The organism is Verrucomicrobium spinosum DSM 4136 = JCM 18804 (assembly GCF_000172155.1).
GTDB lineage: Bacteria > Verrucomicrobiota > Verrucomicrobiia > Verrucomicrobiales > Verrucomicrobiaceae > Verrucomicrobium > Verrucomicrobium spinosum.
In genome coordinates this window covers 4,837,328-4,859,291 of sequence record NZ_ABIZ01000001.1, presented here as the reverse complement: position 1 = coordinate 4,859,291, position 21,964 = coordinate 4,837,328, and the positions used below count along the sequence as shown (strand labels likewise).

Genomic DNA, 21,964 nt, shown 5'->3' with positions numbered 1-21,964 from the left:
ACTGGATGATTAGCCAGACAAGAGTCGATGCGAAATCTTGCCCCCCCCCTTCCTCAACCAGCAACGCGTCTCAACGGCCGCGCAGCGGCCTCCTTTGCCGGAGAGAATGGCGTTTGAGAGCGGGGGCGTGTGACGGTTATCTCGTCACATGCGCCCCTGACCGCGTTTTTACAAACGCAGCTACAAGCTTCTCCAGCGGCAACGCTACCCTCCAACGAAGCGCCTCAACCAACGCAGTGTCTCAACGGCCGCTTGCGGCCTCCTTTGCCGGAGAGAATGGCGTTTGAGAGCGGGGGCGTGTGACGGTTATCTTCGTCACATGCGCCCCTGACCGCGTTTTTACAAACGCAGCTACAAGCTTCTCCAGCAGCAACGCTATCCTCCAGCGAAGCGCCTCAACCAAACGTAGTGTCTCAACAGGCCGCTTGCGGCCCCCTCAACCAGCAACGCGTCTCAACGGCCGCGCAGCGGCCTTACTTCTCTGGCAGGGCAAAGGCCACGAGCATGCCGCCGGAAGGGCGGCGGGATTTGCCGCCACCAGCAGAGATCACGAGATATTGCCGGCCATTGACCATGTAGGTGCTGGGGGTGGCGTTGCCGCCAAAGGGGAGGGGGGCTTTCCAGAGGACCTTGCCGGTGTTTTTGTCAAAGGCGCGGATGGTCTCATCGGCGGTGGCGGCGATGAAGATCAGTCCTCCGGCGGTGGCGACGGGGCCACCGTAGTTCTCGGTGCCGGTGGGAGGCAGGCCACGGGCGGTGAGTTCGGCGTATTCACCCAGGGGCACCTTCCATTTGATCTCGCCGGTGTTGAGGTCCACGGCGTTGAGCGTGCCCCACGGTGGCTTGATGGCGGGGTAGCCTTCCTGGTCCTGATAACGACGGAATCCGGCGAAGGCATACGGAGGTGTCTTGTCCTCTTTGTCGTTTTTATTGGCAGGAGCCGCTGCGGAAGCACCGGGCTCGTCCTGGCGGGAGGAACTGGGTGGGGCGGCGTTGGACATGACATAGTCCAGAATGGCCTCGCGCTGCGGGGGAGGGATCATGTCGAACGCTGGCATGCGGCCTGCGCCTTGCTTGGTGATCAGGGCCACCTGCTCGCGAGGGCGGCGCTTGTCCACATCCACCAGGCCGGGGAAGCCGCCCGCTGGATTGCCTTTGCGATCCAGGCCGTGACAAGCGGCGCAGTAGATCATGTATTCCTTCTCGCCGTGGATCAGGGGGGCACCATCGGCGCGACGGGTTTCCACCATCTGCACGACCCACGGGATCTCGTTGACGTTTGCATAATAAATGCCGTCCGGATCCACGGCGGCACCGCCCCACTCCATGCCGCCGTCAAAGCCGGGGAACATGATGGTTTCCTTGAGGCTGGGGGCGGGGAAGGGGCCAAAGTTCGGGGAAACACGAATACGGTCAAGCGTGGCCACCGCCGCCTGCGGGGAGACGTTGGAGATATCCGCCTCTGTGTAGCCCTGGCGCATGAGCGGAGCCGGCTTGGTGGGAAAGGGCTGGGTGGGCCAGGCTTGTTCGCCGCGCAGTTCTGATGCGGGGACGGGACGTTCTTCGACCGGCCAAAGGGGCTCGCCGGTGACGCGGTCAAAGACGAAGAGCAGGCCATGTTTCGTGCCCTGAGCCACGGCGTCCACCTTCTTCCCTTTGTGGGTCACCGTCAGGAGCACGGGCGGACAGGGAAGGTCCTTGTCCAGCAGATCGTGATGCACGATCTGGAAATGCCAGAGACGCTCGCCAGTGTCAGCCTTGAGAGCGACGAGGGAGTTGGCGAAGAGATTCTGGCCATGGCGGTTGCCGCCGTAGAAGTCGGGTTCTGCGGTCTTCGTGGCGATGTAAACAATGCCCCGTGCTTCATCGAGCGACTGTCCGGGCCAGGGCATGACGCCGGTGGCGGTCTTCCAGGAATCGGCGGGCCAGGTGTCGTGGCCCACCTCGCCCGGCCGGGGAATGAGGTGGAAGATCCACTTCCGCTCGCCCGTGCGGACGTCAATGGCACGTACGGCCCCGGGGCCGCCGACGCCACCGAGGATGAGGAGGTTCTTGTAAATAACGCCTGGCGTGTTGAGGCCGATGTTGGGCGTGCCTTCCGTGTCGAGCCCGCTGCCCAGATGGAAGGTGCCGTCCTTGCCAAAGGACTTGATGAGCTGGCCTGTCCTGACGTCGAGGGCGAAGAGGTAGTTTCCCACAGCCGTGAAGAGGCGCTGTTCCCCGCCTTCTTCATTCTGCCAGAAGACCATGCCGCGCTGGCGGCCCTTGCCAGCTCCGGAGACGGAGGTGGCGGGATCCCACTTCCACAACTCGGCGCCGGTGGCGGCGTTGAGCGCGACCACCTTGCGGGTGGGGGTGGGGGTGTAGAGGACGCCGTTGACGATCAGGTTGTTGGCCTGGTACTCGCCTTTGTCGCCCGTGTCATACATCCAGGCCACCTTGAGCTGGGCGACGTTTTGCTGATTGATCTGATTGAGGGGGGAATAAAGGCTCCGCTGCTTGTCACCCAGGTAGGTGGTCCAGTCGGCGTTGCCACTCTTGGCGTTGGCGGGTTCCGCAGCACTGGCCGAAGGGCCGGCGGACCAGAGGGCAGCGAGACCTGCCAGGGGGAGGGCCAGTAAGGGGAGAAGAGGGGGGCGGGGCATGGCGGGGCAGAAGATCAGGACGGGGCAAGCGATGGTGGAGAAAATCTCCGGGCGGGCAAGCGTATTCGCACCAGCCAGCTCTGTGGCGGGCGATGGCCAGGAATCAGGGCTGGGGAACCGCCTTGACGATGGCATCAGCGATGGCTTGCATGCCGCGGTCTCCAGGGTGCCGGGCCACCCCTTCGTTCTTGAAGGGGCGCTCGGAGCGGGCGTAGTTGGCTTCCACTTTGTCCAGCCCGGCGATGTTCACAAAAATCCCCCCCACGGTGTCGCAGGCTTGTTTCAGACACTGATCCTTGGCGGCGTTTTGCCAGAAAGAGCTGCGGACGATGATCTTGGGTGAGTTGGGGCCTTTCAGGGTGGTGAGCAGGCTGGTGACCTGCTTGGTGAAGAGGGCTTTCTCCTCGTCGTTCTTCAGGGCCGGAACATTCTCGCCGATGGCCAGGATGATGAGTGTGGGCGCAAAGTTGGCAGCGTCTTTGAGTTTGGTGGCAAGGTCGAAGGTGGCGTAGTTGCGCTCGAACTCCGCGATGTTCTGGACGAAAGTCTGGGGCGCGGGAGCGTCGGTTTTGGTCAGTCCCTTGGTAACGAGGTGGACGTAGTCTTTGTCCTCGGCACTGGCGGCCATGCCCCAGTTTCCGGTCCAGCCGATGTCGGCCTTGGGTCCGTGTTTGGTGATGCTGTTCCCGAGGAAAAGGATCTTCTGAGGGGTGGGGGCGGCGGCGGAAAGGGAGGTGGCAAAAGAGAGGCCGAGGAGAAGGAAGAGGGAGAGGGAGGTGCGGCGGTTCATGAAAGGTGGGAGTAAACTGGAGGGGAAGGAGTACGCAGGGGAGGCGTGGTTTCTGTAGGCAGAATGGCGAGGTGGAGGTCTGGGGTTGGAGGTTGCGATGGGCCTACCGCTCCGCGGTAGAGCGGGTGGGTGGAGGAGACCATGGGTAGTCCTCGCTACGCTCGGCCGACGCCATGGCTATTCATGGTGAACCCTCCGGGTTCGGGAACGGGTGAGTCAGCGCTTTGGCGTAAACAGGGACCTCAGGTGAACCGGTCGGCCTTGGTGCATCCCGATGTGGACGCGAAGTAACCTGCGGGGGCTGCTCGCGGAAAGCCATCGGGTCTGATAGGGCTGTGGGGCTCGCCGACGCCTGTGGAAGAGGGCGCACGGCGTGACCTCAGCAGCGACACAACTCCTTCAGAGTTGAAATTCGATGGATGCACTCCCCAACGTTGACTCGCTTGGAGCTCGTCCAACATTGGGCGGTGCTACACATCCCATTATGAGATGAGCTCCGAACGCGTGATAGAGTGTTCGCGGGGGGGGGCGCAGGTTGCGTAGCGCAGATTGGTAATCTGCTGTGCCGCCGATTGGCAATCGGCATCTGGGGCGCGCAAATGTGACTGGGCGTCGCGGTTCCAGGAATGGCCTGTTGCCGACCCTATCGCACTGGAGCATTGGCGACACCGAATTGCCGGCTGCTCCTGCCGGGCGGTTGTGCTTGAAGCACAAACCGCCCCTCCTTGGTTTCAATCCAAGGCAAAACTCCCACTGCTTACCGATCCACCACTTACCTTTAACCGAACCTACTCGTCATCGCCCCGGCGTTCGCCGATGTCGAAGAGGTACTCGAGGTCCTGCTGATCCAGGCTGCGGGCGAAGTTTTCCTCACCCAGCACATCGCTGGAGAGCAGGCTCTTCTGCTGTTGCAGGTGGCGGATTTTTTCCTCGATGGAGTTCTTCGCCAGCAGGCGGTAGGCCATGACGGGCTGGGTCTGACCGATGCGGTGGGCGCGGTCAATGGCCTGGTTCTCCACGGCGGGGTTCCACCATGGGTCATACAGGATGACGTAGCTGGCGGCGGTGAGGTTGAGACCGCTGCCGCCGGCTTTGAGGGAGAGCAGGAACACGGAGGGATCCGGAGTTTCCTGGAACGATTTCACAATGTCGGCGCGGTTCTGGGAGGCACCCGTGAGCCAATGGAAGGGGCGGTTCAGTCCCGTGAGTTTGTCGCGAATGATCTTGAGCATGGCGACGAACTGCGAGAAGACGAGCACCTTGTGGCCTTCGTCATGGAGCTGGTCGAGCAGCTCCATGAGGGCGTTGAGTTTGGCGCTTTCCTCGTCATCGGCACCGGGTTGCACGAGGGCCGGGTGGCAGCAGATCTGGCGCAGGCGGGTGATGGCCTGCAGGATGGCGAAGCGGCGCTTGTTCAGCATCTCTGCACCCGTGGAGGTGAGGATCATATGCTGGGCCTGCGCGAGCTGCTCGCGATAGAGTTTTTCCTGAAGCCCGGTCAGTTCGCAGAGCATGTTTTCCTCTGTACGCGGAGGCAGTTCGCGGGCCACCTGGCCTTTGGTGCGGCGCAGGATGAAGGGGCGCAGACGGGCGCTGAGGCGTTCCGCAGCACGGTCGTCTTTGCGGCGGTCGAAGTGCTTCTGGAAGTAGGCTCGATCACCCAGAGCACCAGGGGTGGCAAAGGTGAGCAGGCTCCAGAGGTCCAGCAGGCGGTTTTCCAACGGGGTGCCGGTCAGCACCAGACGGTTCTGGGCGTGCAGCTGGCGGGCGGCCTTGGCAACCTTGGAGTCGGGATTCTTGATCTGCTGGCCTTCGTCCAGGATGGTGGCGAGCCAGTTGACCTTTTGCAGCTGCTCAATGCAGGAGCGGAGCTGCGCGTAGTTCAACACCAGGACATCGGCGTTGTCCTTGATGTCGGCGAGATTGAGGGTGTCCTTTTCGCGCAGCACATGCACGCGAAGGTTCGGGGCCGCTTTGCCGAACTCGATCGCCCACACATCCAACACGGACTTGGGGCAGACAATGAGCACGGGTGAGATGGGCTTGTTCTCCTTGATAGCCTCCAGCCGGAGCCAGAGGACCCAGGCGATGCTCTGCACCGTTTTGCCGAGGCCCATGTCATCGGCAAGCACGCCGCCAAAACGATTCACGGCTAGATAGACGAGGAAGTGAAAGCCATCCACCTGGTAGGGGCGGAGGGTGATCTGGAGCTCGGCGGGAACGTCCGGCTTCGTCTGAAGGTCCAGATGGCTGAGCCGGTTTTTGACCCGCTCCCAAAGTTCTGGTGGAATGAACTCCTTGCGCTCCTGGAGGGCGAGCTGCCGGGCGTGGATGGGGTGGGCCTCGTCGGTGAGTTCGTTGATGTCGATGCCGAGGGCGGCGATGGCCTGCTGCTGCTCTTCGCTGAGTTCCAGGCGGACACTGCGCCAGGTGCCATCTGCCAGGCGCACATAGCCCCCACGGGCCGCGATGAGGCGGCGGATTTCGGCAGGCTTCAGCTCCACGCCCTCAATGTCGAACACCAGACGAAGGTCAAACCAGTCGATACCCGCCTCGTTGATCTCCAGGCGGACCGTGGCCTTCAGAGGGTCGGCCAGGATGGAGTGGAGGCGGTCATCCGTGTCCAGCGTCATCACTTCCGGGAGATTCTTCGCCCAGTCGTGGAACTGCTCCGGGAAGGCCTTGGTGATGCGGGCGCGGAAGGCGCTCAACTCTGCATCATAGGTGGCCTTCACCCCTTCCAGCACGGGGAGGACGGCATCCAGCGGGGTGCGATCGTAGCAGGGGATCACCCCATTGGAGGAGCGAACCTGCTCTGTCACCTCCCACCGGCGGCCCCGGAGGGTCTGGGTGAGAAGACCGTTGGAACTGACCGCCTGGGCTGTGATGGCCACGTGCTCGGTGCCGCCTTGCTCTACCTTAGGCAGGCAGCGGGCGCTGAGTTGCACCTTGAAGGTCTCTCGCGTGACGCGGGCGGCGAGACTGGGGGGCAGGGGGACGTCCAGCTTTTCCAGGAAGCGGATGCCTTCCTCTGTGGAAAGAGCCTCCACCGGGATCTCAATGCTGGTCTGGGCGGTGGTGCCCTCTTCAAAGGACGGTGGGCCGTGGAAGATGGTGTCGGTGCCCAGATAGAGGGGTTCTGCCGCTGGCAGGTAGCGCAGGGGCTTGGGCGGCTCGTTGCCGTTCCCATCAAAAAGTCGCAGCGTGATGGACTGAGTCCGGCCGGCTGCGGTGACTTTTTCCACGGCCTGCCATCGCAGGGGCTCGACAGGGCGATTGAACGGGGCTTCATCCAGGGTGACCAGGTGGGTGCCCAGCTCAGGTTGCGCGAGCAGGCTGGCCAGCCATTGGGCCGGGGTGAGCTCCTCCAGACGGATGATCGGGCGGGTCTGATCCCGCAGCCACCGGGTGGCAGAGGAGAAGATGAGGCTGGAATTCACCGGCAGTCGCAGGGCATTGGCCCGCTCCAGTTCCAGCAGTTTCTCAAGCTCCGGGTCAGCCAGATTGTGCCAGGCGGAGTCTTCCTCCTCCGGGGCGCGGACTTGGAAGCGGGCCTCAGAAGGCGTGATGAGGAGGCGCAGCTCCCTCTGGACGGGCAGGGGGGCTTCGCGCTGTGAGAACTCGCGAATGCGCTCCGCCCAGCGGGGCAGGTCCTCCTGTTCGCGCCAGGACTGCAGGCGAGCCCGCGTGCCCGGGAGATCCGTGACGTTCTCCAGAAAGGCGGGGTAGGTCAGTTTCCGCTCCAGCAGGGCGGCGGCCAGGTAGTTCCAGAACTCCAGCACATCCTGCGGCGGTTCCGGCCAGAGTTTGAGCGGATCGTAGCTCTGGATGGGCCAGCGGGAGTTGAGACGCACGAGGTCATGGTCGTGAATCTCTCCCAGAGTGCGGTAGCGCTCGAAGCGCTTCTCCACCTTGGCGAGGTACTGCTCTTCGGAAGGGGTAAGCTGGCGGGAGAGCTTGTCTTCCACGATCTCGTGCAGGGTCTTCTCCGGCACAGTGGCGCTCACATCGCTTTCAGGCTGGCCTTCGGACTCCAGAATCACGGCGCATGAGGCCAGATGGTGCAGGTCCTCGTCCTCCGTGTCGCTATCGGACTCCCAGAGGAGCCCCTTGCGGGTGAGTTGGACACGGACGGTCTCCTCTTCGGTCTTTACCCGACCTTCGATGGACTGGTGGGTATGGCCTTCCAGGCGGACCCTGCCTTTCTCCACTAACGCCCTGGCCGCGGCGATGATGGTTGGATCTATGGGGGCTAAAAATGATTCTACTTCAGCGGCGCTGGGCATAACGGGGGCGGCTTTGAGCGCCTAGAAAGGCGCGAACCTCCACGCTTACACACGGGATGGACTCGGTGCAAGGTGTTGACGGAGAATTCGACCATTCCGCAACAATGGTGCCGGGGCGCGTTATACTTTCGGATAGTGCTCAAAGTGCTGACTGTGAGCCTCTTCGCGTTGAAAGGGGGAGAATTGCGAATTGGGCGGTAAAAGGACCGCTGCTTGAGAAAACCGATGGGCGCGGGGCTGATGACTACCCCCTGACCCCGGCCATCTCATACCGACCCCGGATGCACTGCCATAGGCTCACCCGCACGCGTTTGAGGGTGGCACGGATGGCGGTGGAGGTGGTGCCGAGGCGGGCGGCGATCTCAGTGGCGTCGCACTCCTCGCGGTAGCGCCAGTCCAGAATGGAGCGGGACTTCTCTGGCAGGGTGCCCATGCAGGTCTTCAGAGCGCCGGTGAGCTCGGTATCGTCTGACCACCAGTCGTCCTGGGTGTCTTCACCGGGGGCGAGGTCCTCCATGAGGCGGACGAATTTTTGAGCTCGCTCGGATTGACGTCGATAGCGGCGGGCGTGCTCCAGCGCGACATTTCGGGCGATGCCGCGGAGGAAAGCGCCCGTGCTCTCCGGTTGCTGGATCCGGTCCAGCCGGTCCAGGGCTCTCAAGAAGGTCTCCTGCGCGAGGTCATCCACCGAGGCGAGATCCGCGGTCAGCATGGACACGAAGGCCCGCACCTCCCGCTGGTAAAATTGGACAAACGCAGCCTGAGCCTTGAGCTCGCCAGCTTGGGCCCTTTGCAGGGTTTCGACGGGAATCAGGGGCATGGAGGTGGGGGTGAGATCTCTGGGGCGGGCACTACTGGGCTGACGCGGCAGGACGGGAGACCTCCAGCAAGGAGGGGCGGCCCTCCTCGTACAGGCGGTGGATCTCGTCCTTGGTGAGGGCGCGTTTCCAGACAAAAAGCTCGTCGATACGGCCGCGCAGGGTGCGAACGGGATTGCCCTCGCCCGGCTTGGGGTTGCAACCGCCGATGCGGCATCGCCCTGGGCGGATGCCCCAGACGTTGATCATGTCTCCTGTAAAGGCCAGGCGACCGTTGATCCAACCTTCGGTGCGCCTCCGATCCTCATTGGTGACCAGAACGACGAGCGACCAGACGCCGGGCTGCACCACATCATCCGTCAACTGGGTGTACGTCGTGCGGGGGTAGGTGCCGCCAAAGAGGCGCCCCTGCCCATTCAGGTTCATGTGGAAGTCCTTTGCCTCCCAGCCATCGGAGGCAAAGATGGCGTTGTTGGGGAAGTCATAGCGGTCGAGGAGGACCCACGCTGCCACAGTGAGCTGCGAGTATTCCCCGGGTATGTCCACGATGGCTTGATCGTCATCGTGGTCAAAGAAGAGGGCGTCCTTGCCCGGCCAGCGCCCGGTGACCCAGCGGGCTCCAGAGACTTGCGCGGCCAAAGGAACGCCGCTGGTCTTGATGTCCTGTAGCTCGCGGGGGGACTCAGGATTCTTCTGGAAGGAGTAGTAGCAGAGGAGGGTGGGATCATCCCTCCAGCCCTGACTGAGCTGTAGCCAGCGGCGCATGCCGATCTCACTGGCGCTGGGGAACTTGTCTTTCTCCGGAGCCGGTGCCGCGGAGAGGTTGCCCTGCGCAAAGGCCACCGTCTGGCCCAGCGTCACGGACTCGATCTTGGTGCCGTCTGTCTTGAGGACGTCCACCTGACCATCGAAGACGTGCATCTGGCTGGTGCCGGACTCGCCAGCGCTCACGCCGAACTCGGTGCCCAGGTCCTGGTAGTCCACTCCGTCGGTGGCGACGATGAAGCCGTGGGCCGTGTCTGGCACGACCACGCGCATGTCCCCTGTCTGCAGGCGGACGCGCATGGGGTCATCGATGTGGAACGCCACCGGGGCCTTCAGCACGAGGTCCGTGCCGTTGATCATGCGGACATGGGCGAGGCCATTCTCCAGCTTGTATGGCCCAGGGGCAAAGCCCGTCTTTTGTGGAGATCGGCCGTCGGCGAAGGATGCATCAAGTTCATCCACCAGCACGGCCACCGCATTGCTCGCTGAGTTGTCTGCAATCACCGGCCCGGCAGGGGTGAGGGCTGGGCGCCACCAGGAAGCGGCGGCGGCGATGCAAGCCGCCAAGGCCACCCACCAGGGCGCCAGGGAGCGCGAGGAGCGCTTGGTCTCGCGACCATGACTGCGCAGGTCGATCACCTTGGCGGTGAAGGTGTCTTTTTCCGACTCGCCGGCCCAGGTCATGACGCGACGCACAAAGGCCTCGCCCCCCGCAAGCTCCTGCTTGATCAGCGTCTGGGTCCGCAGGAACAGGGCCAGTTCCTTGCGCTGCTCAGGGGAAAGGTCGGCGGGGTCCAGGTTTTCAAACACTTCTTCCGGCGGGGATTCACCTGCCAGGTGTTCGATGAGTTTCTGAAAATCGGAGTCAGTCATGTCGTGCCCGGTGCGAAGTGGACAAGAGTAAATGATCGCACCCAGCCAACTGTGACGCGAATGGATTTTCCAACGAGACAGCTGGCTGGGGCTGGTGCTTTTTTCTACAAGGGTGATCCATTCCAATACTTTCGTGCTGCGCTTTGCAAATCTCCTGGTCTTGAGCCGTACTGGGAAACCATGTTGAAACGGGCTCGCAAACAAATCGCGGATGGAACGGGGAACACGTATCGAGGCAAGCTGTCCCGGCGACATCTGGCGGGCCGGTTCGTTCGGGCCTCAGTGGCCTGCTTCCTTCTCGCCAGCATGGTGGCCCTGGTAGAGGCTGAGACGCCTCAAGGTCCCAAGATTGAACTACAGGCCAACATCATGGTGCCGATGCGCGACGGCATCAAACTGGCCACGGATGTGTATCTCCCTGCTGTGGTCCCTGGAAAGCAGCAAGAGCGTCTGCCGGTCATCTTGAGTCGGATCCCGTACAACAAAGATGTGGCGAAGAGGGCCGGCAACTACTTTGCCTCCCACGGGTATGCGTTTGTGGCCCAAGACACCCGCGGTCGCTATGGTTCCGAGGGGGTGTGGAAATTCCTCACGGATGACGGAGTGGATGGGAAGGACTGTGCGGCCTGGATTGGGAAACAACCGTGGTCAAACGGTCGCATCGGGATGCTCGGCACCTCCTATGTGGGCGGCACCCAGCACACGATGGCGCTGGCGGATGTGCCCGAACTGGCCACGGTCATCCCCGTGGATGCCGCGTCCAACATGGGCCGGCAGGGCATGCGCAACGCTGGCGCTTTTGAGATGCGCTTCTGGAACTGGATCATGCTCAAGGCTGGGCTGGGCAGTGTGCTCGAAAAAGATCCGGCCGTGGCCGCGGAACTCAAAGCGCTGGCTGAGAACCGCACCGCCTACCTGCCGCAACTGCCTCTGCGCCGTGGGGCGACTCCTTTGCGTCTCGCTCCCGAGTATGAGGACTGGCTGGTGGAGGCGATGAACCACGGGGCGGACGATGAGTTCTGGGCCCCTGCCAACATCCTGGCGGATCCCGCCAAGTACAAGGACATCCCGGTGTACCTGGTGGGCGGGTGGTATGACTCCTGGGCAGGAAACACTACGGCAAACTATGCGGCGCTCTCACGGACGCTGAAGAGTCCGGTGTACCTCATGATGGGGCCGTGGATCCATGGGCAGCAGACCAAGGGTGTGCATGGGCAGGTGGACTTCGGTGATGAGGCTGCGATCAAGGATGAGTGGGCCTGGCGCAAGGAATGGTTCGACCACTGGCTGAAGGGCCAGAGCAATGCCGTGGGCAGTGCGGCCCCATTCGCCAGCAAGGTCAGGATCTTTGTGATGGGTACGGGTGACGGTGGGAAAAATGATAAGGGGATGCTGCGTCATGGGGGCTCCTGGCGGGATGAACAGGAGTGGCCGCTGGCGCGCGCCGTGGCCACGCCGATGTACCTCCATGCGGGTGGCGGGCTGCAAACTGAAAAGCCGCCAGCGAAGGAGGCTGCTACCACCTATGACTACGATCCCCGTGACCCGGTGCCCACCCTGGGCGGGAACGTCTCCTCAGCCGATGGCATCATGCAGCAGGGCGCGTGGAACCAGCGGGGAGGGGAAGCCTTCTGGAACTGGTCCAAACCGGTGCCGCTTTCCGCCCGCCGTGATGTGCTGGTGTTTCAGACCGAACCGCTTGAGAAAGACACAGAAGTGACGGGCGAGATCGAGGTGAAACTCTGGATCTCATCCAGCGCGAAGGACACAGACTTCACCGCCAAGCTGGTGGACGTGTATCCCGCCAGCGCTGAGTGGCCGGACGGTTTCGACCTCAATGTTACAGACGGCATCGTGCGCGCCCGGTTCAGGGAGTCACTGAAAGTGGAAAAGCTCATGGTCCCCGGTGAGGTGTATCCGGTGACGATCAAGCTCTATCCGACCTCCAACGTGTTCAAGAAAGGGCATCGCATCCGGGTGGACATCTCCAGCAGCAACTATCCCAGGTTTGACGTGAATCCCAACACGGGTGAGCCGTTGAACGGACATCGTCGGATGGTGATTGCGACCAATACGATCTATCACCATGCCGGGCGGCCCTCGCAGATCGTGCTGCCGATGGTGCGGTGAGGTCGGCGGGATAAGATTAACCACAGAGACGCAGGGAACACAGAGCGACTGATCGATTGGCAGCCCCTGGACCCCTAGTATCGAACCGAAGACTGAGTTTGCCGACGTTAGAGTGCAAGTCCTCCGGACTGTGGATGAACCTATCTTTCCTGGGGGGCTGGAGTTCATCCTTCGAGATGCGAATTGGGTCGAGCGGACCTTCGTGGAAAAAGAGACCGTGATTTGCAGGGAGCCTTTGGGGAGCGATGCCGAGTTCCCCGTGCCAGCATTCATGAGGTGTCAGATCGTGAGGAAATGGATCGACGAGAGAGGGATGGATCGATGTGTCATCGATACGGAGTTTCCGTTGGGGATTGAAACTCGGGACGGGCAGACGAAGTTTGAAGTCTATGTGGAGCAAGTCTGTATGTAAGATCGTGGAGGCAAGTGCTGTAATGGGGGCGTGAATCGCCGATTCCGCAGATTGAGTGAAATTCCTCGAACTTGCGCGGGGGCGGTAGGGTTGCGCGACTGATTCCGCTTAAAAGCGGTACTCCAACCCTGCCCCGGATGTTCTGGTGGCGATGAGATGCTTCATCTCGCTGCTCGTGTTCCTTCTTCATGAGCAGGGGCAATTCGCTGACAGCTTCTACGAACGTTCGCTCCGTGGTTGGAGTTCCGCCCCTTTAGGCGGTCACCCCTTCAAGCGTTTCAGGACATCGTCTCGCCCAGAAATGACCTCTGGCTCTTGGAGCATTTGTGAATGCATTCCCTAGGGCCATTCAGAAGATCAAGAGACTCGCGTGGTTGCCCTGGCATTTCGAGGCGGCATCCAGATCTACTCCTTGCGAGTCCTCACGGACCTTTCGGTGCGAGGGGAGTTCAGCAGGGCCAAGATGCAGGTGAAATGTTGACCTGGGGTCGTGCGGCATGGAGTCCTGGAAAACGACGGGTGTGAAATTTACTCCAACAATACTTGCGTGAATCTAAATTGATGTGATGTTCAAATGTGCACCATCGACGGATTGGCAATCGGTCGATGGTCCAGCATCACTCTAAATACCTACACCTCATATGAACCGTACTGCACTAGCCCTTCTGGTCTGTTTCCTCATCATTGTCGCGTATATTCTCATCGGCGCTTCCCTGGAATTGAAGAACGGGGGAGGGACGTTGCCGATGTTGGGGTTGATGGCGGCTGTGGTGGCTACTTGGAAGGGAATTCGCGGATCGGAGACGTCGGCAGTTCCTGGGGAGATTGAGCCGGAGTCCGAGCCAGTCTCGGCTAAACGTGATGACCAATCTTGAGTGCATCGATCAATCTTACCGCCGCAACTCCTTCGGAGTAGAGCATCGACTGATGACAACCCAACGTTTACGAGCTGGAAGCTCGCAAACGTTGGGCTTGTGCCGCATCCTCATTGAGGAATGAGCTGCGATTGAGCGCACTGGGGGACGTGGGGCAATTGGGCTATCCAATCCCTCGCCGGTATTGTCACCAAGTTGCCTGGGCGGAAATCGCAAAGCGAAGACGGAGCAGAAATTGGGTGGTGAGATGGCGCCGGGTGTTTTTCCTCACCTCCTGACCTCGCCGTTCCGACGAAGACCCATCGGACTACTCGGTAGCGTCACTTTAGGGGGAGTCCGGCTCAGGCGCTGCGCGGAAGTGTTGCACTTGGACTACCCGCTCTGCTATCGAGGCGGTTCGGTGTTGCTTGAGATGCTGTACAAGTGGGCAACCAGGAAGCGGATAGCTTGCGCATGGGAAGATGGGGCTATGCGGACTCGGGAAGGAACGTCGGGAAGGCGAGGCCCTTGGTCTGGGGGATTGGCCCAAGAATCTGGGCGGTGTGCAGCTCCACATTCCTTCCACCCCAGCGGTACAAAGTGCGCACCAGATCTCCCGCCAGGCAGGGGGCGAGCAGCACGGTGGCGTCTCCCCGCTGGGCATCGAGAGCCGCCCACAGGAGCGCGGCGGCTGCCGATTCATCACGTGCCACGCCGGGACCGGTCATGCGGAAGGAAGGGTGGACGCTGTACACCATGAACCCGTCCAGCTTCCCGGAGGCTTCATTCTCCAGCACGAGAGATTTCCATGAACCGACTTCGTTCTTCAGGAAGAAGTGCATGTCCGGGTCCCGTCGGATCGCTTGCAACTCCTGCTCCAGGTCAGCCATGGGAGTCGCGTCAGATGGCCGGGCAGGACGTACAAGGTCAGCTCGTGCGGGCGGAGGCCCTGGCAGACCTTCGACAGGGACATTGAAGAGAACATCCTGATAAAGGGTATGCGGGATAAAGCCCAGTTTCGTGTACAGGGAGAAAGAATCCAGATTCAGGGCACTGGAGACCAGCCGCAGAGGCAGGCCGCGATCACGAGCGATGGACACAGCGTGCTCCATCATCAGCCGGGCGGCTCCGCGGCCGGAGGAATCCGGGTCAGTGGCCACGATGCCGACGGACACGTGGGTTTCCCTGGGATGGATGAAACAAACGCCGACCAGGGCACCAGAGGCGTCGTCCCGGACAGCCACGGCTTGTCCGGGGTCCAGGGCCTCATAGACCTCGGGAAAGATCCGAAATGGCTCCGGACGATCACCGAACCTTGCCCCCTGGCGCAGCCGCGTCTCATACCAGTGGACAAGCGACCGGTGCAGCAGGCTGGCCGTTGCGTCGTGGTCGGAGGGAGTCAGTGGAGTCAGTTGCACGGCGTAAGCGGGCAGGGGTGGACAGTCCTTGCAACGATCGGGAGACGCCCTGGTACTCCATTGAACGTGACGACAGGAGATCGGCTGGCTTACATGGGTGAGTCGTCCTTGCCTACTTGGGCGATGATCAGCTTCAAATGCTCAATGGTGTTCTTGATCGCGACCTCTTGCTTTCTCGTAGGGGCGGAGCGGGAATCGCTGGCGAGATCCTCCAGGTATTCAGGTCCAAGCTTGATGTCATGGAGATCCTTGCCCTGATACTCGAAGACGTAGGTGCGCACGAGCTTCTTGCCAGAGCGCAGCTTGCCTTCTATCGACGCGACGACGCAGCTGCGACCCCGCACTGGCACAATCTGGCTCCAGCGGCCGATGGAGGCGCTGCGATCACGAATGTTGTCTTTCATCCACTGTTTGATGACCTCTTGAGCCTCCTCCTGTTCTGGAGTCAGGCCCGAAGAGGGAGCCTGCACGACGATTTCAACAGGATCGTTGGCACCGGGATGTTCGCGATGCCACTGATAGAGCTTGAAGCCGCCGAACGCCATGGAGATGGCCAGGGTGACTTGGGCGATGATGGTAACGATTCTCATGGGGAGTGATGAGGGAGGGAGATGCCGCGCAGAACGGTGGAAAAAGAGAGCCGCATGCCCGAGCAAGTCAACCTTGGAAGCTGACAGACTCTGAGCTGCGTGGGCTCTCTACGCGGTTCAGTTGCAGAACCATACACTCAATCTTTGAAAGTCAGACAACGTGGAAAGGGTGCGTGAGCGGAGAATGGTCCGCCGCACTTAGCGTTCGGGCAAAGTTTGTTCAGAGCTGGCTTGATGGATGCTAATAAATCCTGCCCTGCATGCTCAAGGCGCTGGTGGTCGCTCAGCTGCAGACGGTGCCGCTCACGACTGTTGCCTGAGGGGCCTCATGTAGTTGCATTGAACCATGGGCGCAGCCGCGCCGGTCTGGGGATGGCGGGGACGCACTTGCTCCTCGGGGTGCCTGCTGGAGTAGAGGCGGGGAGGAGGTGCCCACTGATCGTGGTCGGGCTGGCGGGATTCGAACCCACGACCTCTTCGTCCCGAACGAAGCGCGCTACCAGACTGCGCTACAGCCCGTGTCTAAAACCACGGAGAATAACCGGGAGGGGATGATGGCGCGGACGGTGGGATGTGCAACTGGAAACTTGAGCTTTTGCGGCACACAGATGCAGGCGATCAGACGTGGCTGCGAGGGCGCAACAAAAAATCCGCCGGGGAGACGGGCTCCACGGCGGATCGGAAGGTCAACCAGTTTGGGGATTGGCGAAAGGGATTCCGCGCGCTCGATTACTGCCAGGACTTGACGTCGTCTGACTTGGTGTCGCTGCCGATGCTCTCGATAGCATCCGCACCGGGGGAGTAAATGATGACCCCAGAGGAAAGGGTTTCACCGGAGCTGTATGGATCTTCGATGATGCCGTCTCCATCGTAGTCAATCTGGATCTTGTATCCCTTTCTCTTGCCGAAGGGATCGTACAGATTGCCAGTCGTAGAATCATACCCGTTGGTTTGGTTTTTGGCGGGCGGCGGGTCGTAGAACCGGACTCTGCGCGGGTTGTTGGTAGTATCTGTTGCCATCAGCACGGCGAGAAGCTGCTGGCCGCTCTCATCCGTGGTGTCATAGACGGCCGAATCATCCGTCTGATCAGCAGCCAGCGGATACCGATTGTACTCGGTCTGGTAACCCTTGATGGCGATTTCCAGCCCCTTCATGGCGGTTTTGGCCTGGAGTTCACGGGCCTTCTTCAGCACGATGTTTCCAGTCGGGATGGCGATGGTGGCAAGGATGGCGATGATGCCGATCACGACCAGCATTTCGATCAGGGTGAAGCCGTGCTTCAGGCGCACGACGGGATTCAGCGTCTTCATGGATGGATGTGTATTGGGGGTCAGTTTGGTCTGGCAGGGGTGGTGGTTACGCGAGCTGTTAATAGGGCGCTATTTATTATATGGACGGAAAGGAAAGGATGGCGCGCCTGCCGGGGGGCGGGGCGGATGGGGGTGATTTCCATCCAGAATACTGGAATTTCGTGAAAACCGTCAACAGGGGAATTTTAAAGGGGGCTGTTCTTGAAACACCCGCCTTGGTGTACGGGGCTCGTGGCAAAGGTCGGTCGGAGCGGGATGGCTCCAGCATGGTGATTCGATGGGGCAGCAAATGGGGGACAATTGCCATGAGCCAGGTCCTGGAAAGTGAGTTCAGGCCGCCTGGATTTCATGGTTTGATAGGTGAAATCGGGGCGGCCAGCAGCGTCATTTTCCGTGGTGAATCGGGGTGTTTCGAGCCTTGCAACTAACATGCAAAGAGTATTGACAGGCGAGGTGAACCCAATACTCTTGCGAAATTAATTCAATTTGGCTAGACGCATCGAACCAAACCAACACACACGAACATCACAGTCCCGTAAAGTGACTGAATCAGCTATGGCAAAAAAAGCAACCAAAGGCGGCGCGGAGAAAACAAAATACGTTTACTTCTTCGGAGCAGGTAAAGCAGACGGCAACGGCTCTATGAAGGCGCTGCTGGGCGGTAAAGGGGCCAACCTCGCGGAAATGAGCCGCATCGGTCTTCCAGTACCTCCCGGGTACACGATCTCGACGGAGGTCTGCACCTACTACTACGACAACAAGAAGACTTATCCTGCCACGCTGCAGAAGCAGATGGAAGCTGGCGTGGCTGGCATGGAAAAGATCATGGGCTACAAGTTCGGCGACACCAAGAAGATGCCGCTGCTCCTTGCAGTGCGCTCCGGTGCCCGCGACTCGATGCCAGGCATGATGGACACGATCCTCAACCTTGGTCTTAACGACCAGACGGTGCAGGCTCTCGTCAGCGCCACGAACAACGAGCGTTTTGCCTGGGACTGCTACCGCCGTTTCATCCAGATGTACGGCGACGTGGTGATGGGCGTGCAGAAGCGTCCGGATGAAGACGAAGATCCGTTTGAGGCTGTCATCCACAAGCTCAAGCACGACAACCACGAAGATGACGTGGACGACGCCCACCTGACCGTGGACGACTACAAAGAGCTCGTCGCTCTCTTCAAGAAGCTCGTCAAAGACCGCACGGGCAAGGACTTCCCGACCAATCCCTGGGACCAGCTTAACGGTGCCGTCGGCGCAGTGTTCGGCTCCTGGAACAACGACCGCGCGATCGTTTATCGCCGCAAGTACAACATCCCGCACGAGTGGGGTACCGCTGTCAACGTGCAGGCGATGGTGTTCGGCAACACGGGTGACAACTCCGGCTCCGGCGTTGCGTTCACGCGTGACCCCGCCACCGGTGAGAAGGTGTTCTACGGTGAGTTCCTCATCAACGCCCAGGGCGAAGACGTCGTCGCTGGCGTGCGTACCCCGAGCCCCGTGGCTGATCTTCAGGCAGTGATGCCGAAGCCCTACAAGGAGCTCGACCGCATCCGCCACGTGCTCGAAGCGCACTTCAAAGACGTGCAGGACTTCGAGTTCACGATCCAAGAGGGCAAGGTGTTCATGCTCCAGACCCGTAACGGCAAGCGCACCGGCGTTGCCGCCGTCCGCTTCGCAGTGGAAATGGAGAAGGAGAAGCTCATCGACTGGAAGACCGCCATCAAGCGCGTTCCCGCCGACCAGCTTGAGCAGGTGCTTGCTCCGATCTTTGAATCCAAGGCTGTGAAAGCCGCCAAGGTCATCGCCTCCGGCCTCAACGCTGGTCCTGGTGCCGCCTCCGGCAAGATCTACTTCAACTCTGACCGCGCAGCTGCTGCTGGCGACAAGGGTGAGCGCGTCCTCCTCGTGCGTAACGAGACCTCCCCGGAAGACATCCGCGGCATGTTGGCCTCCGAAGGCATTCTCACCCTCAAGGGTGGTGTGTCCTCCCACGCGGCACTCGTCGCCCGTCAGATGGGCAAGGTGTGTGTGTGCGGTGCGTCTGACAAGACCCCGGGCATGAGCATCGATTACGAAGCACGTACCTTCACCGTGGGTGGCAAGACCTACAAAGAAGGCGACTCGCTCTCCATCGACGGTTCCAACGGCTTCGTGTATGAAGGCAACCTGCCGACCGCTCCTTCCGAGATCACCCAGGCGCTGGTGGACGGCAACAAGGACGCCCTTGCAGGCCGCAACTACCAGAACTTCAGCAAGCTGATGAACTGGTGCTCCAAGGTGTCCCGCCTGACGGTCCGCACCAACGCAGACAGCCCTGACCAGGTGGCCAACGCCCTGGCGTTCGGCGCAGTGGGCATCGGCCTCTGCCGTACGGAGCACATGTTCTTCGAAGGGGACCGCATCTACGCCGTTCGCGAGATGATCATGGCCACCGACGAAGCCGGCCGCAAGAAGGCTCTTGCGAAGCTGCTTCCTTATCAGCGTGAAGACTTCACCGGCATCTTCAAGGCCCTCAAGGGTCTGCCGGCGACGATCCGCCTCCTTGACCCGCCGCTCCACGAGTTCCTTCCCAAGGAAGACCAGGAGAACGAGATGAAGGACACGATGAAGAAGACCGGCATGAGCCGCGAGTTCATCGTTCAGCGCATTCATCAGCTTCACGAGTTCAACCCGATGCTGGGTCACCGCGGCTGCCGTCTTGGCATCGCGTATCCCGAGATCACCGAGATGCAGGCCCGCGCCATCTTTGAGGCCGCTGCTGACGTGATCAAGGCTGGCGTCAAGGTGAAGCCGGAAGTGATGATCCCGCTCGTGGGCTTCAAAAAGGAACTCGACTTGCAGGTTGAAATCGTGCACCGTGTCGCCAAGGAAGTGATTTCCGAGCGCAAGGTGAAGATTGACTATCAGGTCGGCACCATGATCGAAGTTCCCCGTGGTGCAATCACGGCGGACGAGATCGCTGAAACGGCTGAGTTCTTCAGCTTCGGCACGAACGACCTCACCCAGACCGCTCTCGGCATCAGCCGTGACGACATGGGTGCGTTCCTTACGCCGTATCAAGAGAACGAAGTCTTCAAGAAGAACCCGTTTGCCACCCTTGATCAGGTGGGTGTGGGCGCACTCATGAAGATCGCTGTGGAGAAGGGCAACGCAACGCGCCCCGGCATCAAGCTCGGCATCTGTGGCGAGCATGGTGGCGATCCCGACAGCGTGAAGTTCTGTCACCGTATTGGTTTGAATTATGTGAGCTGCAGCCCGTTCCGCGTGGCCATTGCCCGCCTTGCTGCAGCCCAGGCAGCGTTGGAGGAAGAAGCGCAGCAGGATGGCTCCAAAGTTGCTCCGAAAAAAGCTGTCCGTGGTAAAGCAAGTGCCAAGCCCGCCGTGACGGCGCGCGCCGGCAAGGTTGCCGCGGCCAAGACAAAAACAGCAACCAGCAACCCAGTAACGAGGAACAAACCTATGGCCAAGAAAGCCGCCAAGAAAGCCGCCAAGAAGGCTGCACCTGCCAAGAAAGCTGCCAAGAAAAAGTAACGAAGCAGGTGTCTGAAGCCTGAAGGCCGCAGACAACGAAAATAGTCGTTAGTTACAGAGTCCTGTGAAGATTGCCTTCACAGGACTTTGTTTTTTGTTGGGGGGATGGTGGTGGAGTGGTGGAGTGGTGGAGTGGTGGAGAGGTGGAGAGGTGGAGAGGTGGAGAGGTGGAGAGGTGGAGAGGTGGAGGGGTGGAGGGGTGGAGTGATGGAGTGATGGAGTGATGGAGTGATGGAGTGATGGAGTGATGGAGTGATGGAGGGGTGGAGGGGTGGAGAGGTGGAGTGGTGGAGAGGTGGAGAGGTGGAGAGGTGGAGTGGTGGAGTGGTGGAGTGGTGGAGTGGTGGAGTGGTGGAGTGGTGGAGAGGTGGAGTGGTGGAGAGGTGGAGAGGTGGAGAGGTGGAGAGGTGGAGAGGTGGAGAGGTGGAGAGGTGGAGAGGTGGAGTGGTGGAGTGATGGAGTGATGGAGAGGTGGAGAGGTGGAGAGGTGGAGAGGTGGAGAGGTGGAGTGATGGAGTGATGGAGTGAGGGAGTGAGGGAGTGATGGAGTGAGGGAGGAGTGGAGTGAGGGATGGTTGTCTTGGGCAGGCTTGATGAGGCCGGGCCTTCAGCCCTCAATGGATGTTTGATCATGCAATCCTGGGGCGGTGCCCCAGGCTGGTATGATGCCGGACCTTTGGTCCTCCTGAGGCGGCGAGGGGCGGCGGTTCTGGTAGGCCAGCAGCGGGTCATTGATGCCGTGGTAAGGTCGAGTGCAGAGTATCTGAATGACTGACTGGAACGTTGCTGACTTAACTCCCCAGTTTCATAAATATCCGGCCTCCGGAGAGGCCAATTGTCGGGGAACCCTCCTGCAACAAGGCGCAGACCGCCACGACGCGGGGTTCTTTGCCATTTCCAAACGTTCACCAAAGGTGAGAGTTGGAAATGAGGCCAAAATGCTGTCCGTTGCCCATGCAGCAAGGGTTTGACGGCCGCTGGTTCGATGTATTATGAAACATTGAGGTTAAGGCCTGTTTGGGACACTCTCCCCTCTGCTCAGCCCATGCAGAAACCTCCTTAGGGCAGTGCCATTCATGACTGAGTGTTGTGTTGGGTGGGAGTTTTTGGGAAGTGGGGTTAGTTAGAGGGCGTCGTGCGAAATGTGATGCCTCGGGACGCGGAGCGCTTTTCGTCCCGGAGGGACGTCGGAGAGTAGCCGGTGGTGAAGGGAGTGGAGCGACCGGAACCACCGGAATTCGGGTTCAAGGTATTGCGTCCCGGATGGGACGCCGGACGGGGTGTGGTGTGAGGTGGTAGGGATTGATTCCGCGAACCGTGTCTGGCGGTCGAAGTGCTTCTGCTCCGTTCAGATGGCCTGGTTCGATGCTCACACAGGACTCCCGAAAGCGGCGGTTCCCGCGCGCACTCCAAAAGCGCTGCGCGCTCAGGTGTTGGGTGTGGTGGATGAGGGGGCAGTTTGCCAGGCCTCCGATATCGGAGGCGTGATGAGTCTGTAGCATCGCAGCATCTCCTCCGTCTGAGCGCGCAGCGCTTTTGGGACT

At 60.7% G+C, this 21,964-nt stretch carries 12 protein-coding genes and 1 tRNA gene; 4 read left to right on the top strand and 9 right to left on the bottom strand.

Annotation, left to right across the window (positions count from 1 at the left end):
* Positions 1-473: 473 nt before the first annotated feature.
* From VSP_RS19625 to VSP_RS19605, 5 genes are all read right to left on the bottom strand, one after another.
* On the bottom strand, positions 474-2,645 hold the full coding sequence (locus VSP_RS19625; RefSeq protein WP_009962828.1) for a pyrroloquinoline quinone-dependent dehydrogenase: 2,172 nt from the start codon (positions 2,643-2,645) through the stop codon (positions 474-476).
* A 103-nt stretch (positions 2,646-2,748) separates the two neighbouring features.
* The gene (locus tag VSP_RS19620) at positions 2,749-3,435 is read right to left on the bottom strand and encodes an SGNH/GDSL hydrolase family protein (RefSeq protein ID WP_009962827.1); all 687 of its coding nucleotides are present in this window, start codon (positions 3,433-3,435) and stop codon (positions 2,749-2,751) included.
* Between the two features lie 788 nt (positions 3,436-4,223).
* On the bottom strand, positions 4,224-7,721 hold the full coding sequence (locus VSP_RS39710; RefSeq protein WP_053332358.1) for a DEAD/DEAH box helicase: 3,498 nt from the start codon (positions 7,719-7,721) through the stop codon (positions 4,224-4,226).
* Positions 7,722-7,965: 244 nt separating this feature from the next.
* A complete protein-coding gene (locus tag VSP_RS19610; RefSeq protein ID WP_009962824.1) occupies positions 7,966-8,541 on the bottom strand; it encodes a sigma-70 family RNA polymerase sigma factor in 576 nt (191 codons plus the stop codon).
* 31 nt (positions 8,542-8,572) lie between these two features.
* The gene (locus VSP_RS19605; RefSeq protein WP_009962822.1) at positions 8,573-10,177 is read right to left on the bottom strand and encodes a LamG-like jellyroll fold domain-containing protein; all 1,605 of its coding nucleotides are present in this window, start codon (positions 10,175-10,177) and stop codon (positions 8,573-8,575) included.
* A 180-nt stretch (positions 10,178-10,357) separates the two neighbouring features.
* On the opposite strand from VSP_RS19605, the gene VSP_RS19600 reads away from it, so the two are divergent.
* The gene (locus VSP_RS19600; protein WP_198141194.1) at positions 10,358-12,307 is read left to right on the top strand and encodes a CocE/NonD family hydrolase; all 1,950 of its coding nucleotides are present in this window, start codon (positions 10,358-10,360) and stop codon (positions 12,305-12,307) included.
* 130 nt (positions 12,308-12,437) lie between these two features.
* Positions 12,438-12,719 (top strand): hypothetical protein, encoded by a 282-nt coding sequence (locus tag VSP_RS43120; protein ID WP_156346257.1) that lies wholly within the window; start codon positions 12,438-12,440, stop codon positions 12,717-12,719.
* 1,342 nt (positions 12,720-14,061) lie between these two features.
* Here VSP_RS43120 and VSP_RS19585 read toward each other — a convergent pair.
* The 4 genes from VSP_RS19585 to VSP_RS39705 all read right to left on the bottom strand — a co-directional run bounded on the left by VSP_RS19585 (position 14,062) and on the right by VSP_RS39705 (position 16,892).
* Entirely contained in the window at positions 14,062-14,991 is a 930-nt protein-coding gene (locus tag VSP_RS19585) for a GNAT family N-acetyltransferase (protein WP_009962818.1), read from the bottom strand.
* Between the two features lie 89 nt (positions 14,992-15,080).
* Positions 15,081-15,581, bottom strand: a complete 501-nt coding sequence (locus VSP_RS19580) for a hypothetical protein (protein ID WP_009962817.1) — start codon at positions 15,579-15,581, stop codon at positions 15,081-15,083.
* Between the two features lie 442 nt (positions 15,582-16,023).
* Positions 16,024-16,100 (bottom strand) — tRNA-Pro (locus VSP_RS19575).
* 210 nt (positions 16,101-16,310) lie between these two features.
* Positions 16,311-16,892, bottom strand: coding sequence for a prepilin-type N-terminal cleavage/methylation domain-containing protein (locus VSP_RS39705; protein WP_009962816.1), 582 nt, complete (start codon positions 16,890-16,892; stop codon positions 16,311-16,313).
* Positions 16,893-17,447: 555 nt separating this feature from the next.
* Between VSP_RS39705 and ppdK the strand changes: the two genes are divergently transcribed.
* Both ppdK and VSP_RS41145 read left to right on the top strand, forming a co-directional pair.
* Positions 17,448-20,420, top strand: a complete 2,973-nt coding sequence (ppdK, locus tag VSP_RS19560; RefSeq protein ID WP_009962814.1) for a pyruvate, phosphate dikinase — start codon at positions 17,448-17,450, stop codon at positions 20,418-20,420.
* 271 nt (positions 20,421-20,691) lie between these two features.
* Entirely contained in the window at positions 20,692-20,940 is a 249-nt protein-coding gene (locus VSP_RS41145) for a hypothetical protein (protein ID WP_157210975.1), read from the top strand.
* The last annotated feature ends 1,024 nt before the right edge of the window (positions 20,941-21,964 follow it).